This window comes from Ferrimonas senticii DSM 18821 (genome assembly GCF_000422665.1).
Taxonomy (GTDB): Bacteria; Pseudomonadota; Gammaproteobacteria; order Enterobacterales; family Shewanellaceae; genus Ferrimonas; species Ferrimonas senticii.
The window spans coordinates 33713-49940 of the sequence record NZ_AUGM01000021.1 but is presented as its reverse complement, the minus strand read 5'-3'; the positions used below and the strand labels follow the sequence as shown (position 1 = coordinate 49940).

The following is a 16228-nucleotide window of genomic DNA, read 5'->3' as shown; positions in this document are numbered from 1 at the left end:
CGGCTTAGATCTTGTTGATCAGCACTACCGCTTCGGTGGCAATGCCCTCTTTGCGGCCGGTAAAGCCCAGTTGTTCGGTGGTGGTGGCTTTGACATTCACTTGGTCAATCGCCACCTGCAGATCAGCGGCAATGTTGGCGCGCATCGCCGCAATGTGCGGCGCCATCTTTGGCGCTTGGGCAATAATAGTCACATCCAAGTTGCCGATCTGATAACCGCGCTGATGGACTTGCTCGACACAGCGGCGCAGTAACACTCGACTGTCGGCGCCTTTAAAGGCCGGATCGGTATCAGGAAAGTGATGACCGATGTCCCCCAACGCCATCGCCCCAAGCAGCGCATCGCTAATGGCGTGCAGCACCACATCGCCGTCGGAGTGGGCGATCAGCCCTTGTGGGTAATCAACGGCAACGCCGCCGATGATCACCGGGCCATCGCCACCAAATTTATGTACATCAAAACCGTGGCCAATGCGGATCATTGCTCGCTCCTTGCTGCCGCTAAAAACAGCTCTGCCAGACGCAGATCGTCTGGGTGGGTGACTTTAATATTATCAGCACGGCCAGCCACCAGTTTCGGGGTCCAACCGCACAGCTCCAGCGCCGACGCTTCATCGGTGATGGCGCGATTATGCTGATGTTCGGTTAGCGCTTGGCTAAGCGCTTTTGCCGGAAACAGCTGCGGTGTCAGCGCATGCCACAGCGCTTCACGTTCGACGGTGTGATCGATATTGCCAACACCATTGGCGCGCTTCATGGTATCGCGTACTGGACTGGCTAAGATCGCCCCCTGCGCGCCGCATTGGGCCAGCAACGCATCGATATCATCGTGATGCAAACAGGGCCGCGCCGCATCATGCACCAACGCCCACGCCTCCTCCGGCAATTCCGCCAACGCCAAACGCACCGAATCGCTGCGCTCTGCACCGCCGCTGACAACGATAAGATCCGGGTGGCCCGCTTCGGCAAGGTCAGAGAAATAGCCATCTTCGGCGCCCAACGCCACCACTACTTTATCGATCCGAGGGTGACTTAACAGCAGCCCTAAGGTGTGGCTTAGGATGGCGCGCCCAGCCAGTGGCAGATATTGCTTGGGGATGGCGCTGCCCATCCGTTTGCCAACACCAGCGGCCGGCACTACCGCATACAACGGCTGCCCTGCTGCAAATGACATAGTAAAACTCCAGTAACGAGATGACGGTTATGGCGCAGCGGTGGGGCTGGGGATCACCCGAAAGAATTGCTCGTTCGGTTTGATCATGCCCAGTTCATTACGGGCACGCTCTTCCACCGCTTCGATGCCGCCACGCAGATCGGCAATCTCTTCTAACAACAATTGGTTGCGTTGCTCAAGCTGATTATTACTGACCTGCTGGGCATCAATCTTCTGCTGCAACTGCCAGTTTTCGGGCAGGTTATTGCTGCCGAACCACAATCGGTATTGCAAAGAAGCAAACAAGATCAGTAGCAATGTCAGTAAGATCCGCATGAGCTAGGCCAATAAACAGTAATTGATGGATCTTGGCTTAAGATGTTACGAAAGAAAAGCAAAAAGCCCGTTCAGATGAACGGGCTTTGGCTTATTCCGAGCAATTAGTAGCTAATCGCGGACTTATTCAGCAACCAACTGTGGTTGGTTACGCTTGTAAAACACCCCAGCGATGATGATTACTACCGTCAGCGGTGCCCATGCCATGTGCTGGTCAAACAGCGGCAGGAACGAGAACAACTCCACCACGCCAGCCAGCGCTTCAATGCCAGCAACCTTGATGGCGCTCAAGGTGCCAACGAATACCGCCGAGATCAGCAGCGCCGCTAACACTGGGCGAGTCTGGCTGATAAATGGTTTAGCAAAGGCAAACACTATCAGTGCCATTGCGATTGGGTACACGATAAACAGCACAGGGATGGAGATGGCGATCAATTGCGACAAACCAACGTTGGCCACCAGAGCACAAACTACCGCGTTGATCACAACCCACGCCTTGTAGCTTACCTTTGGTGCCAGTTCGTTGAAGTACTCCGAACAGGCTGACAGCAAACCAACCGCGGTGGTCAAACAGGCCAAGGTTACTACCGCCGCCAAGATCACCTTGCCGAACTCACCAAATACTTGACCTACGTAGGCGGCCAAGATCACCCCGCCGTTGGCAGCGCCGGCACCCAGTACCGAACTGGTTGCGCCCAAGTAGAACAGCGAGATGTATACCGCTGCCAAACCAACCGCAGCAATCACGGCGGCGATCGACAAGTAACGAGCAACATCGGCGTTATCGGTGATGCCTTTACGGCGCAGCATATCAACCACCAACATACCGAACATCAGCGACGCCAGCGCATCCATGGTCATGTAGCCTTCCAAGAAACCGGTAGTCAGCGGGCTGTCGATCCATGGATCCGATGCTGCGGCAATTGGGTCTTGCGGATCGATCACTGCGGATACCGCCAAGATCGCCAGCAACACGATCAGTGCAGGCGTCAGTACCTTGCCAACCACATCCATCAATTTACCTGGAGACAATGCCAACAGCAGTGCCACGATGAAGAAACCGGCGGTGTACAGCCACTGCGACAGGTCGCCGGCTTCAGACAGGAACGGCACCATGCCGATCTCATAAGCCACCAAACCAGTGCGCGGCGCCGCGAATGCTGGGCCGATAACAATGTAGATCCCCAGTGCGATGGCAATCCCAACCCATGCTGGCAACTGTTTGGTCATGGTTAGCACACCGCCGCCCATTTTCGCCACCGCGATCAGACCAATCAGCGGCAGACCAACGGCGGTCATCAGGAAGCCTGACATCGCCAATGGCATATTTTCGCCGGCCAGCATGCCAGCCATTGGTGGGAAGATGATGTTACCGGCGCCTAAGAAGAAGGCGAACACCATAAATCCGAGACTCAAGGTATCGGCGGTCGTTAATCGTTTGCTCACAATACACCTCTATTTGTGGCTACGTTGCTGATGCAATTTGAAGGGTTCTTGTACGCCTTTGCTAGCTTTGTAAACTTAGATGTACACTTTGTTTTTGATTATCGGTGTCATCTTTGCGCATTTAAGTCGCGAATTTGGCTCGCCTTTCCGATCAACACTGGTTTGAATCACAAATTTCAGTAAAAAACGGGAAAAACGCCAACGACAAGGCTGATTCGTTTGATACCAACATAAGAAAATAAAAGCAACACTCACACCCAGTTTGCAGCAATATAGATCCTGCCGTTAACAAATTGCGATCAAGTTATCCACAGAACCGGACTAACAAATCTGCTAAAGTTGCCGACCTTTTTCGCAATGGCGTGCACTATCTGCGCCCCAGCACTTCCCAAACAGGTTGTATGGCTTTCACCTTTAAACAGTTTCACGTTGATGATCACGGTTGCGGCATGGCCGTTAGCACCGATGGCGTGCTGCTCGGGGCTTGGGCGGCGTTGCCAGATTCGGGCACGGTATTGGATATTGGCACTGGCAGCGGACTGCTGGCGTTGATGGCGGCGCAACGCTGTGGTTGTCCGATCACCGCCATCGAACTGGATGCCGAGGCCTGCGTGCAAGCCAAGGCGAATGTCGCTGCCAGCCCATGGCCGCAGCGCATTGATGTGCAGCACATCGATGCTAATCAGCACCGCCAACAGGTTGCTGCCATCGTCTGTAATCCACCCTACTTTGGCAGCGGCGAGCGCACCCAGAAAAGCCAGGGCCGCGCACTTGCCCGCCACCAAGACGGCTTAACCCTAAGCCAGCTGCTTGAGTGTTGTCAGCGGCTGTTGACCGCAACCGGCTTTGCCAGCGTGATCTTGCCGGACAACGAAGCCCAGCAACTGATACAATTGCTGCCAAGTAAACAATTGCACCTGCAGCGCCAATGCTTGGTGAAAACCACCGAGCGCAAGCCGGTGCAGCGCCAGCTGTTGACCTTTGGCAAACAGCCGCAACCACTACACTCTGAACAGCTAACGGTGCACCGCGCCGATGGCCGGTATAGCGACGCCTTTATCGCGCTAACCGACGACTTTTATTTACAGCTTGGATCCCACCGCTGATGAGCTTTATCGATCTCGACCTTGATCCTCGACTGCTGACCGCCCTTGAAAAAGCCGGTTACAGCAAGCCGACCACCATCCAAAACGCGGTGCTAGAAGCGGCGCTTGAACAACGCGACATTCTGGCCAGCGCCCCAACTGGCACCGGTAAAACTGCGGCCTTTTTGCTACCGGCAATCCAACATTTGTTGGATTTCCCTCGTCGCGGTCCGGGTCATGCCCGCGTGCTGATCCTGACCCCGACCCGCGAACTGGCCGAGCAAGTTCGCCAGTACGGCGAAAAACTGGTTCGCGGCACCGATCTGACCATCGGCGCCATTGTTGGTGGTCGCGACTACCAACTGGATGCGGATCTGCTGACCGCCAATCTGGATATTTTGGTGGCCACCCCTGGCCGTTTGGAATACTACCTGCAGAGCGAACGCTTTGATCCGCGCCAAGTGGAGCTGCTGATCATCGATGAAGCGGATCGCATGCTGGACATGGGCTTTATGCCGGTAGTTGAACAGATCGCCAATGAAACCCGCTGGCGCAAACAGACCATGCTGTTCTCCGCCACTTTGGAAGGGGCTGGCATCGATCAGTTCGTTGACCGTATTTTGCAAGAGCCGGTGCGCTGCGACGCCAAACCGCCACGCAGCGAACGTAAAAAGATCAACCAAAGCTACTACCGTGCCGACGACTTAGCCCATAAAGACAAGTTGCTGATGCGGATCTTGAACGATCCTAGCTGCGAACGCAGCATCATCTTCGTCCGCACCAAAGATCGGGCGGTGGTACTCAACGGCAAGCTGTTTGCTCGCAAAGTGCGCATCGCGGTACTGCAAGGCAATATGGCGCAGGGCCAACGTGACCGCGCCATCGAACTGTTTAAAGAGGGCAAGGTAAAGCACTTGGTGGCAACCGATGTGGCTGCCCGTGGTCTGGATATCCCAGAAGTAACCCACGTGATCAACTACGATCTGCCGCGTAAGGGCGACACCTACCTGCACCGCATCGGCCGCACCGCCCGCGCCGGCGCTAAAGGCAGCGCAGTATCAATTGTGGAAGCGCACGATCACCCATCTTTGGAGAAGATCCAGCGCTACGTTGGCGAGCCAATTCGCTACCGAGTAATGGAAGGCCTAAAGCCACTGTCGCGGGTGCCAAAGTTCACCAAGCCAAAGAAAAGTAAGCTGAAAAAAGCCGCCGCCAAAAAGCGTAAATAAGCGCACACAAACACCGAGGGGTCGTTCTAAGCAACGACCCCTCGTGCTATGGTGGCGCAAAACCTCAGCAATGATCCGTCCGTGGCCAACTCAAACACCATTAAACAACTGTTAAACCAAGAAGATAACAAACAGCGTTTGGCAGACAGCCGGTTACTGTTTATCGCCAAAATGGTGCTGGTGGTGGTACTGGTGATCAGCTTTAGTGAGGCGATGCTGCAGCTCAATCAGCAGAGTGTTCGAGAACGGATCGCCAACAGCCGTTTCGCCGAACTGCAAAACTACAGCGATCGACTCAATGACGGTTTGGAGGCATTGCGACTGAACAGTCGCTTGCTTGAGCAACTGCCGCTACCGACCGCGGCGGTCGACGGCGGCAGTATTTCGCAAGCGCAGGCGGCATTGGCACGATTGCAAAGCAACTTAATTGGCTACCGCCACTTGGCGCTGATCAACGCCAATGGCGAGATATTAGCCAACGTTGGCGATCAGCCTTTACCGGTGCCACCGGCGGATCTACAGCGAGTACTGGCGCAACTGAGCAGCCGTGAACACTACTTATCACCGCTGCAACTGGATCAAACCCAAGACAGCAGTCATCTGTGGACATTAACCCCCATCAGCCATGTCGCTGGCGGCCGCCATTATCTATTGGCGTACATCGATATCAGCCCAATGTGGCGCCACCTAGGTGACAATGCCACGCCGCTATTTATGGCCAACCAGGCGGGTCAGTTAATCGATCTTCGTGACCAAAGCGATGACAATAACCACCAGTTAGAGCAACGCTTCCCCGGACTTTGGCGAACCATGGTCGAACAAGACTTTGGCCAATGGCACAGCAGCAACCGCACCATGGTATTTATCAAGGTGCGCCCCAACATTCCGCAAGGGTTCTACCTATTTTCCTATGTTGACGACAGTCAGATGCCAATGGCTCTGCGTTTTCGTTGGCAGATGCGCGCCTGCATCGGGTTAATGCTGCTGTTTATGATTCTTTATCTGCATCAAAAACGGCAACAGCAATTGCAACTGCAGCGCAGTAATCGCGGCCAAAATCTAGCAGAGGCACTGTATCAATCCGGCAGTGGCTCAATGCTATTTAGCGCCGAAGGCCACTGTTTAGGTGCCACCGAAGCACTTTGCCAAGAGCTGGATATTCCGCTAATGCAGTTAAAGGATCGCCGCTTTAACCGACTATTTAACAGCAAGCCAATTAGCATCGATATGGTCTGGCAACTGGCCCGAGGCAGTGGCAATTGGAGCGGTACCTTGCAACTCAATGGCCATACCGGTGGCCGCTTACAGGTTAAGCTGTCACTACTGCCACTGGACCAGTTGCAATCACTGATGTTGCTGCAACTGCAAGAGAGCCCGCAGCAGCGCCAACAAACCTTGAAACTGCAACAGATCGAACTGCTGTGCGAGAGCGCCAGTGGCTTGGCGCTGCTGGACAACCAACAGCGGATCCAAAGCAGCAATCGGGCGCTGGCAATTGTCTGTAAAACCCCGATGGAGCAACTGATCGGCCGCGATTGGCTGGAGTTATTGCCGCTGTGCAGTAGCGAGATGCAGCAGCAATTGGAAAATCAGCTCAATAGCCGTGGCCTGTGGCAAAGCCAAGTGTGGGTGCGCCGTGGCGATGCCGCTATCCAGCGCTGTCTCGCCAGCATTCAGTTAACCGAATCCAGCCATACCGAAGAGCTGCAGCGGGTGCTGACATTGACCCCGATCCGCGATCTGAGTCTGGTCAACGATGACGATCTGGCCAGCCCGCTAAAACGCGCTAACTTGGCGCAGCAGCTGGCACAACAGCCGAAGCCATACGTATTGATGCTGTTGAACATTAGCCACAGTAGCACCCTGGGCAGTTTTGCTGATGCCGATCAGTTGCTATTCCGCCAGCACCTATTGCTGCAGCAATTGGCCCATGAATTGCCACCAGAAACCATTCTGGGTCAATACAGTCAGCCAACAGAGATCCAATTGTTACTGCCGGACTGGCACCACACCAAAGCCGCTACGCTGGCTGCCAACCTGCTGAAATCAATGGACGATGCTGGCCTTGGCGAGCAGATCACCATCGGTTTGTCACAGTGCGACAGCGACGCCAATTGGCCACAGTTGTTGGCCGATGCCCATGCGGCCATTGAACGCGCGCGGATGACCGGACAACGCTACTGCCTGGCATACACCCGGATCCCCCGCTAGCCATGGGTATCATTGATTAGCCACGGCAATCACTGGTGATTTTATCAACGGATTTTGGCGATCTGCATCACGCAACCATTAAGCGGCAATGGTATCTGGCTAATGATTGCGCCAATCTGCGGCACCGATTTATCGATTCAACTAAAACACCAAGGATCTGGTAGTGGCGGATACACAAACACAGCGGGAATTAACCGGCCTCTTAATCCGCATCGCCGAGTACCCTGCGTTGACGGGGCTGGCGGAGATCAAACAACGCCTTAAGGCGATGATGGCTCGGGATAACAGCCAGCTGTCCGTGGCCGCTGACGCCTTTTTAACGGGCATCGAACACGACCGCCATGGCCGCTTAGAACAAGCCATCGAGCAATTCCAGCACTGTGCTGAACTGCACCAATCCCATGAACTGCGCTTGGCCGATCTTAGCCATATCTACCTTGGTTCAATCTACGGCGAACTGGGGGAGAGCTTTCTCGCCTATCACCATTACAAACAGGTGCTTGATCGTGTGGCCGATTTGGATGCGCTGCCATTGGCCATGTTGTACACCAACTTAAGCGATCTGTTTGTGCAGCTTAAACGCCATCAAGAGGCGGTGCACTATGGCCGCATGGCCTGTCGCGCCAGCGCCGATGCCCAGTCCCATCAAAGCCGAATCATCGCGTTAATCAACACCGGTATTTCGCTGGCACGGCTTGAACAGCCCGCCCCCGCACTGGCGTTAATGGAACAGGCGCTGGCCATCGCCTGCGAACATCAAGTGGCGCGGACAATTGGCTTAGTCCACAGCTACTACGGCATGGTACTTAGCCAGCATTGCCAAGGGCGTCAGGCCGACGCCGAACACCATTACGCCGCCGCAACCCATCATCTGCAAGAGATGGCCGGCAATTTCGACAGTCTGGCTAACCGGCTGCATTACACCGAGTTTTTGCTGCAGCACAACCGCCTAGATGAAGCGCTGCAAGATTGGCCGCAGCTTAGCAGCCAAGTTGCCGCGCTGGGCTGTACTGAGCTCGATCATCACTTACAACGGCTTGATATCGAACGACTTCGCCGCTTAGGCGCCGACCAACAGCGACTGGAAGCGCAGCAGCAGTTTATCGCCACCCTAGAGCAAGAACGGCTGGCCAGCTTACATCGCGAAAGCGAATTGTTGCTCAACCAAGTGCAGCGTTTAGAGCGCCAGCAAAGTCAGCGGATAGCGCAGCAGGTAAACGACAATCTCGACGTGATCACCGAGATCGGCCAGTTGATCGCCACCGCCGATAAACTTGAACAACAAATGCCAAAGGTGTTTGCCGATATCCAAACCATCTTTAACGCCAGCGAATTTGGCATCGCCCTGTATGACAACAATAGCAATCAGCTCGATTATCGTTACTACATCGGTGAGCAAGGCCTGCTGAGCCCCTTCGTCATCGATTGCGCTAAGGTTAATAACTTCGGCACCCACGTAATTGCCACTCGGCAAACCATTCACTTAAGCGAAGTCACCGACGAGACGTTGATGGCGTATAGTGGTCAGCGCGGTAACAGCAAAAGTAACCCGTTGTATGACGATGGTGCACTACCACAATCGGTGCTGTTGACGCCGGTGATCCTCGGCAATGAGGTACTGGGGATGTTGTCGGTGCAGGCGATGGCGACCAATCAATATCAGCAACACCACCGCCAGCTGTTTGAACAGTTAGCCAATCTGATCGCCATCGCTCTAAAAAACCTACGCCAGCGGCAAGATCTGCAGCGCAGTTATCAAGAGCTCGAGCGGGTGTCGATCACCGATCAGTTGACCCAAACCTATAATCGCCACCACCTAAAAACCCTGGTGCCCAAACTGGTAAATCACTGCGCGAGCAGCGAGCAACCGCTGGCGATTGCGCTCGTCGACATCGATCACTTTAAGGGGCTTAACGACAGCCTTGGCCATTACGCCGGTGATCAAGCCTTGGTGGCGGTCGCCGAGGCGATGCGCTTTTGCTTTAATCGCCAATACGATTACCTGTTCCGCTATGGCGGCGATGAACTGCTGATCTTAGCCACCGATATCGACCAAGCCGACTTTGCCGCCAAGTTACAGCAGTTGCAGCAGTTGGTGGCGAGCTTAGCGCCACGCAATCCCGCCTCGCCCTATCAAGGCCGTTTAACCCTGTCGATTGGCGCAGTTCATTGTCCGCAATTTGCCAACGACACCCGGCTGTTCAACGCCGCCTTTGAAACCGCCGATCAGCAGCTCTATCAGGCCAAGCGTGCTGGCCGCAACGGCCAGCGGCTGACTCAGTTTCTACAGCCGGCAACAGCAGCAATCGCTGGCTAATCCAGCAACTTGGCTGCGATCCTGATCTTGATCAGATCCAGTTAGTGACGCCACCGATGGGACAAGGCATGCTGTTGCTGTCAGTCAGTCCGCGACGATAATTGAGGCCACTTTTGGGTAATACCGCCATCCGCTTTAGCGGCGTTGATAAGTTTTATGGTGACTTTCACGCCTTGAAAAAGATCGACCTGAGCATCGAGCAAGGTGAAATCGTAGTGATTTGCGGCCCGTCGGGCTCGGGCAAATCGACGCTGATCCGTACCATCAATCAGCTTGAGTCAATCTCCGCCGGACGGATCGAGATCAACCCGGCGCTGGTGCAGCGCGCCGGTGAGATCGGCATGGTGTTTCAACACTTCAATCTGTTTCCACATCTAACGGTGCTGGAAAACTTGATGTTGTCACCGCGCCATACCCTCAAGCTATCCAAAGCCGACGCCCGTCAACGGGCACTGCAGTTTCTCGACAAGGTCAACATCTTAGAGCAAGCCGATAAGTACCCGGCGCAGTTGTCTGGCGGGCAACAGCAGCGGGTCGCGATCGCCCGTTCACTGTGTATGCAGCCGCAGATCCTGCTGTTTGATGAACCCACATCCGCGCTCGATCCAGAAACCATCAATGAGGTGCTCGAGGTGATGGTCAATCTCGCCAAAGAGGGCATCACCATGGTCTGCGTTACCCATGAGATGGGCTTTGCCCGCAGGGTCGCCGACCGAGTGATATTTATGGATGATGGCCAAATCTTGGAGCAAAACACCCCAGAGGCACTGTTTAACGCCCCGCAGCACCCACGCACCCAACAGTTCCTGCAACAGATCCTAAGCCACTGATGAACAAAGCCGCGGTTACCTCAACCCTTTCGGCGCTGGCACAGATGGCGGTGCTTGTCGGCCTGTTGGTATGGACCATCGACAACGGCGCCAGCGCCATGGGGTATCAATGGCAATGGCAGCGGGTGACAGACTATCTGGCCTATTTTGAAGAGGGTCAATGGTGGGCAGCCGAGTTGCTCTTAGGGCTTGAGGTCACCCTGCAATTGGCGGGTTTGAGCCTCGTCGGCACGCTGCTACTAGGCACCGCCACGGCACTGCTAAAACGTTCCGATTCAATTATCGGTCGCGGGCTCGCCAATCTTTATGTCGAACTTATCCGCAACACCCCACTGCTGGTGCAGATCTACCTACTGTACTTCGTCTTTGGTCCAATCATCGGCCTAGACCGTTTCAGCACCGCGGTATTGGCATTGTCACTGTTTCAAGGCGCTTACAGCGCCGAAGTGATCCGCGCCGGGCTTAACAGCATTGCCAGCGGCCAATGGGAGGCCGCCACCAGTTTAGGCCTGTCGCGCTGGCACAGTTACCGCTACGTAATCTTGCCGCAGCTACTGCAACGGATCTTGCCGCCGCTGACCAACGAAGCGGTATCGCTAATAAAAAACTCTTCAATCGTCAGTGTGATGGCGATCTTTGATTTGACCACCGAAGCGCGCAATATTGTGGCGGATACCGCCATGCCATTTGAGATCTGGTTTACCGCCGCCGCCATCTATCTGCTACTGACGTTGTCGTTAGCGGCACTGGCGGCGCTGCTTGAACGACGTATTGGCGCCCCATGGCGGGGCCATTAACCTAAAGGAGATGCTGATGTTTCATCGTCACTTGATTCGCCTGTTACTGCTGGCTTACGTTGCCATAAGCGGGGTAATGACGCCGCTGCAGGCCGCCGAGCCAACCCCCAACCTGGATCAGATCAACCAGCGCGGCAGCCTTAAAGTCGGTTTATCTACTTTTGTGCCTTGGGCGATGCGCGATAAGCAGGGACAGCTAATCGGTTTTGAAGTTGATGTTGCCAGACGGTTAGCGACCGATTCCGGTTGGCAGGTAGAGTTTGTGCCAACCGCTTGGGATGGCATCATTCCGGCGCTATTGGCGGGCAAATTCGACGTCATCATCGGCGGCATGACCATCACTCCAGAACGGAGCAAATCGGTGCTTTTTAGTGCACCTTATTCCCATTCTGGCAACCTGCTGCTGGCCTCCAAAACCCTGGCTGGCGACAAAACCCTTGAACAGTTCAATTCACGTCGAATTAAACTTAGCGCCCGTCGCGGCGCCACCACCGTCCAAGTGGCTAAAGCACAGTTTCCCAAGGCGCGCATTTTGCAGTTTGATGACGATGCACAAGCGCTGCAAGAGGTGCTAAATGGCAATGCCCATGGCTTTATCTCGACCGCGAACTACAACAAAAAAGCGGCGCTAAAACATGCCGACAAACTCTATCTGCCAAGTGAAGAGTTGTTAGTCCGGCAGGATGAAGGCTTTGCAGTGCGACTGGATGAGCTCGACAAAAAGCACTTTTTTGATAATTGGATCGCCGAACGTCGGGCCGATGGCTGGCTGGCGGAGCGCTACCAATACTGGTTTGTCGGTGACGCTTGGCGCGATCAGATCGCCCAATCCAGCGTTCGCTAACCGCCACGATTAACGCCAATGCAGATCACCCCACCGCCAAGCCGCAAACTGTGGCAACTGCAGCGCCTCGATTGGGCACTGCTGGTTGCCATCGCCGCGGCCATCGCCTGGTTTAGCTATCGCGCTAGCATTGGCGTGCACTACCAATGGCAGTGGCAAGCGGCCTGGCAACTGCTGTTTACTAATAGCGCTGGGGGGGATCTGCCCTACTTTTTCCAAGGCCTATTGGCAACCCTAAGACTCAGTCTATGGGGATTGCTATTGGCACTGGTGCTTGGGGTGACCTTGGGCGGCTTACGCCACGGCGGCCCACGCTGGCTGCAACTGCCACTGGCGACGCTGATCCAATTGGTGCGCAACGTCCCGCCGCTGGTGTTTATCTTTATCTTTTACTTTTTTATCTCCAGCCAACTGCTGCCACTGCTCGGCATCGATTTCGATCAACGAGGTGACGAAGCACCGTGGCTACCGTGGCTGTTTGGCCCCAGCAGTTTGCGAGAAAACCTCTTTTCTGGGGTGCTGTGCATCGGTTTTATCAGCGCTGTCTATATCGCCGAGATCGTTCGTAGTGGCCTAAACGGGATCCCTAAAGGCCAATGGGAGGCCGCCACGAGCCTTGGACTGTCACGCCATCAAACCTATCTTCGTGTCATCGCCCCGCAAGTGTTAACCGCCACTTTGCCAGCGCTCGCGGGTCAAGCGATTGCACTGGTCAAAGACTCCTCTATCGTCTCGATCATCTCGATTCAAGAGATGACCTTCGCCGGCAGCGAACTGGCCATCTCCTCCGGGCTAGTGTTTGAAATCTGGTTGCTTGTCGGTTTGTGCTACCTGCTGCTGTGTTTGAGCTTGTCACTGTGGTTTCGTCGGCTGGAACAGCGCAGTCAACGCCATCTGCAGCGTTGATAAGCCGACTGACAACTTACTCCTTTCCTACGCGAAAAATTCTTCACGTTATTGCTCACCATTTAGCGATCAACTTAAAACATCTGAATATTCAAATAAGCTTTCGATTGCCTTGTTTTCAACATTTGGTCATTTTGCCAATTAACCAATTAAGGAGAACCGATGACCACCTTTGACCTAGCCCAGTATCAAGCACGAACTCAGGTCCTGAAAGCGCTCGCCCACCCCACTCGGTTGTGGTTAGTCGAACAACTTGAGCAACAGGAGCGCTGCGTTTGCGAATTAGTTTGCGGCGTTGATGCCGATATTTCGACGGTATCGAAACACCTGTCGGTGCTGAAAAATGCTGGGATCGTCAGTTGTCGTCGCCAAGGCAAACAGATCTTCTACCGCCTTGAGACCCCTTGCTTGTTGAAATTGATGAACTGTGTCGAAACAGTCATCAGCAGTAACGCTAAGGCTGCCGTATTGGTGGCAAATAAGGAATATCCGATGAAAGTTGAAGTATTAGGTCCAGGTTGTAAACGTTGCACTGAACTGGCCACTAACATTGCCCGCATCGCGGCAACGATGGCCAACCCGATCGAAGTAGAAAAGGTCAGCGACATGGCCAAACTACTGGAATACAACGTGCTATCGACCCCAGGGATCGCCATCGACGGTAAGTTAGTCAGCAGTGGTCGAGTGCCTAGCGACGATGAAATCGAAGCGATGCTGCGATAGGACACTAGCGATGAAAGCCCGTCATATTCTGTTTGCCGCGCTGTTGCCAATGCTCGCCATCGGTGGCGCCACTCTGTACGGCAGCGATGCCTTCGCCCAAAGCGAACGCATTAACTACCACGCCCCAGCATTGAATCTGGCTGACAATCAGCAGATCCACGTCTACTACTTCCACGGTAACGTCCGCTGTACTACCTGTACTCAGATTGAAAAATTCACCACCCAAGCGGTGCAGCAAGGCTTCGGTCGCGATCTTGGCAGTGGCCAGGTGGTGATGCATATCGTCAATGTCGAAGAGCCGCAAAATCAGCATTACATTAATGATTTTGAGCTGATCACCCGCTCGGTGGTGGTCGAGATCCATGAAAACGGTCAGCCGATCCGCTGGAACCGACTCGATCAGGTCTGGCAGTTAGTATTTGAACAGCAAGACTTTACCAACTACATCTACCGCGAGATGGCCAGGTTAAGCCCAACCGCCACCTTCCCACAGCGCACCGGAGCGTCCCATGGCTGAATGGCTAGCGCTGCTGGCCAGCGCGCTATCGTTTGGGGTGCTGACATCGATCTCCCCCTGCCCGTTGGCGACCAACGTTGCGGCGGTATCCTATTTAGGCAAACAGGTTAGTCAGCCTAAACAATCAATTACGCTGGCAGCGGCCTATAGCGCCGGCCGTATGGTCGCCTACATGCTGTTGGCAAGCCTACTGTTGTCCAGCGCCCTTGCCGCGCCGCAGTTGTCGGCGTTTTTGCAAAGTCAGATGAATATGCTGCTGGGACCGGTGCTGTTATTGGTCGGCCTGATTTTAGCTGGGATCATCCGCATTCCAGCCCCCAATTGGAGCCTCAGTAGCGAACGTCAACAACGGTTAGCCAGCGGCGGCGCTGTCGGTTCCTTTGGCCTTGGGGCACTGTTTGCGTTGTCGTTCTGCCCCACCTCTGCGGCGCTGTTTTTTGCTTCTTTATTACCGCTGGCGATGGCACAACAATCGGCATTGCTGCTGCCGGCGGTGTACGGCTTTGGCACCGCCCTGCCAGTGATCATCATCGCCCTACTGCTGACCTTCGGCAGTTGGCAGATGGCGCAGATCTTCTCCGGCATTAGCAAATTTGAGCAATGGTTGCGACGATTGTCGGCACTGATCTTTATCGTCGCTGGCGGCTACTACTGCGTCGCTTATCTGTTGCCACAACTGCGCTGAGGAGGCACAGATGCTTGGGATCTTTACTGATCTGGCTGACTATCTGGTGTATCAACTGCTGGGGTTAGACCCCGCCACCAAGCTTGGTCATGCGCTGCACTTTTTTGTCGAAGACACCACCAAGATTTTTGCCCTGCTGGTAGTCATGATCTATGGCATCGGCTGGCTAAGAGCCTCGCTTAACATCGAACGAGTGCGAGTCTACTTGGCGGGCAAGAACCGCTGGGTCGGCTACCTGATGGGCTCCAGCTTTGGTGCCATCACGCCGTTTTGCTCTTGTTCTAGCATTCCGGTGTTTTTGGGCTTCACCAGCGCCGGCATTCCGATTGGCATCACCATGTCATTTCTGTTGACCTCACCGCTGATCAACGAAGTGGCGGTATTGCTGTTACTGAGCCTGCTGGGTTGGGAATTAACCCTATGGTATGTACTGATCGGCATCGGCATCGGCGTGCTGGGTGGTGCCTTGTTGGATGCCCTTAAAGCCCATCGTTGGTTGCAACCGCTGGCCGCCAAAGCCTATGAAATGGGGCAGAACAACCAGCAACCGCTGGCACATTCAGCCGAAAAGATGGACGCTCGCGCTCGCCACCAGTTTGCCAAAGAGGAAACCGTGGTCATCTTCAGCCGAGTCTGGAAGTGGGTGATCATCGGCGTCGGCGTCGGCGCTGGCTTGCATGGCTTTGTCCCTGCTGGCTGGTTGGAAGCCAACTTGGGCGACGGCCAGTGGTGGTCGGTACCCATGGCAGTGTTGATGGGCATTCCGCTGTATGCCAACGCCACTGGGGTGATCCCAATCATGGAAAGCCTGCTCACCCAAGGAGTACCGCTGGGCACCACCATGGCGTTCTGCATGAGTACCGTCGCCGCCAGTTTCCCAGAGTTTGTGATGCTCAAGCAGGTGATGCAGTGGCGTTTACTGGCACTATTGTTCGTTATCTTGCTGACCAGTTTCACCTTGATGGGCTGGCTCTTAAATCTGCTATGACGCTGACGCGAATAGTTAGCAGTTAGCAGTTAGCAGTTAGCAGTTAGCAGTTAGCAGTTAGCAGTTAGCAGTTAGCAGTTAGCAAGAGTAACAACCAAAGCTTAAAAGCAAAGCCAAAGCGCCGTTGAAGCCTAACTCAGCGGCGCTTTTTTTACAGCGTTG

16 protein-coding genes are annotated in these 16228 nt (G+C 54.6%); 12 read left to right on the top strand and 4 right to left on the bottom strand.

Going from position 1 to position 16228, the window contains the following annotated elements; genetic code table 11:
• Positions 1-4: 4 nt before the first annotated feature.
• The 4 genes from ispF to brnQ form a co-directional block, all read right to left on the bottom strand.
• Positions 5-481: a 2-C-methyl-D-erythritol 2,4-cyclodiphosphate synthase gene (gene ispF / locus G506_RS0111780; protein ID WP_169628104.1), complete on the bottom strand. Its 477-nt coding sequence runs from the start codon at positions 479-481 to the stop codon at positions 5-7.
• Complete coding sequence (gene ispD / locus G506_RS0111775) at positions 478-1173, bottom strand: 2-C-methyl-D-erythritol 4-phosphate cytidylyltransferase (RefSeq protein ID WP_028117043.1); 696 nt, start codon at positions 1171-1173, stop codon at positions 478-480. The genes ispF and ispD overlap by 4 nt, the downstream gene beginning before the upstream one ends.
• Before the next feature lie 27 nt (positions 1174-1200).
• Positions 1201-1488, bottom strand: coding sequence for a cell division protein FtsB (gene ftsB / locus G506_RS0111770; protein ID WP_028117042.1), 288 nt, complete (start codon positions 1486-1488; stop codon positions 1201-1203).
• 123 nt (positions 1489-1611) lie between these two features.
• Positions 1612-2934 (bottom strand): branched-chain amino acid transport system II carrier protein, encoded by a 1323-nt coding sequence (gene brnQ / locus G506_RS0111765; protein WP_028117041.1) that lies wholly within the window; start codon positions 2932-2934, stop codon positions 1612-1614.
• A gap of 401 nt (positions 2935-3335) precedes the next feature.
• Between brnQ and G506_RS0111760 the strand changes: the two genes are divergently transcribed.
• The 12 genes from G506_RS0111760 to G506_RS0111705 all read left to right on the top strand — a co-directional run bounded on the left by G506_RS0111760 (position 3336) and on the right by G506_RS0111705 (position 16066).
• Positions 3336-4040, top strand: a complete 705-nt coding sequence (locus G506_RS0111760; RefSeq protein WP_028117040.1) for a tRNA1(Val) (adenine(37)-N6)-methyltransferase — start codon at positions 3336-3338, stop codon at positions 4038-4040.
• Positions 4040-5248: an ATP-dependent RNA helicase SrmB gene (gene srmB, locus G506_RS0111755; protein ID WP_156904886.1), complete on the top strand. Its 1209-nt coding sequence runs from the start codon at positions 4040-4042 to the stop codon at positions 5246-5248. Before G506_RS0111760 ends, srmB begins: the two co-directional genes overlap by 1 nt.
• 81 nt (positions 5249-5329) lie before the next feature.
• Complete coding sequence (locus tag G506_RS0111750; RefSeq protein WP_156904885.1) at positions 5330-7459, top strand: PAS domain-containing protein; 2130 nt, start codon at positions 5330-5332, stop codon at positions 7457-7459.
• A gap of 163 nt (positions 7460-7622) precedes the next feature.
• Positions 7623-9776: a sensor domain-containing diguanylate cyclase gene (locus tag G506_RS0111745; protein WP_028117037.1), complete on the top strand. Its 2154-nt coding sequence runs from the start codon at positions 7623-7625 to the stop codon at positions 9774-9776.
• Positions 9777-9889: 113 nt separating this feature from the next.
• Positions 9890-10606 (top strand): amino acid ABC transporter ATP-binding protein, encoded by a 717-nt coding sequence (locus G506_RS0111740; protein ID WP_035387292.1) that lies wholly within the window; start codon positions 9890-9892, stop codon positions 10604-10606.
• Positions 10606-11403, top strand: a complete 798-nt coding sequence (locus G506_RS0111735; protein ID WP_028117035.1) for an amino acid ABC transporter permease — start codon at positions 10606-10608, stop codon at positions 11401-11403. The genes G506_RS0111740 and G506_RS0111735 overlap by 1 nt, the downstream gene beginning before the upstream one ends.
• 16 nt (positions 11404-11419) lie before the next feature.
• A complete protein-coding gene (locus G506_RS0111730) occupies positions 11420-12247 on the top strand; it encodes a transporter substrate-binding domain-containing protein (protein ID WP_205619503.1) in 828 nt (275 codons plus the stop codon).
• Between the two features lie 18 nt (positions 12248-12265).
• On the top strand, positions 12266-13153 hold the full coding sequence (locus tag G506_RS0111725) for an ABC transporter permease subunit (protein WP_035387291.1): 888 nt from the start codon (positions 12266-12268) through the stop codon (positions 13151-13153).
• Positions 13154-13315: 162 nt separating this feature from the next.
• Positions 13316-13876 carry a metalloregulator ArsR/SmtB family transcription factor gene (locus G506_RS21170; protein WP_240473420.1) on the top strand — a complete coding sequence of 187 codons (561 nt, stop codon included), beginning with the start codon at positions 13316-13318 and terminating at the stop codon, positions 13874-13876.
• Between the two features lie 10 nt (positions 13877-13886).
• The gene (locus G506_RS0111715) at positions 13887-14393 is read left to right on the top strand and encodes a nitrophenyl compound nitroreductase subunit ArsF family protein (RefSeq protein WP_028117032.1); all 507 of its coding nucleotides are present in this window, start codon (positions 13887-13889) and stop codon (positions 14391-14393) included.
• Positions 14386-15078 carry an aromatic aminobenezylarsenical efflux permease ArsG family transporter gene (locus G506_RS0111710; protein ID WP_028117031.1) on the top strand — a complete coding sequence of 231 codons (693 nt, stop codon included), beginning with the start codon at positions 14386-14388 and terminating at the stop codon, positions 15076-15078. Before G506_RS0111715 ends, G506_RS0111710 begins: the two co-directional genes overlap by 8 nt.
• Positions 15079-15088: 10 nt before the next feature.
• Positions 15089-16066 carry a permease gene (locus G506_RS0111705; protein ID WP_028117030.1) on the top strand — a complete coding sequence of 326 codons (978 nt, stop codon included), beginning with the start codon at positions 15089-15091 and terminating at the stop codon, positions 16064-16066.
• The last annotated feature ends 162 nt before the right edge of the window (positions 16067-16228 follow it).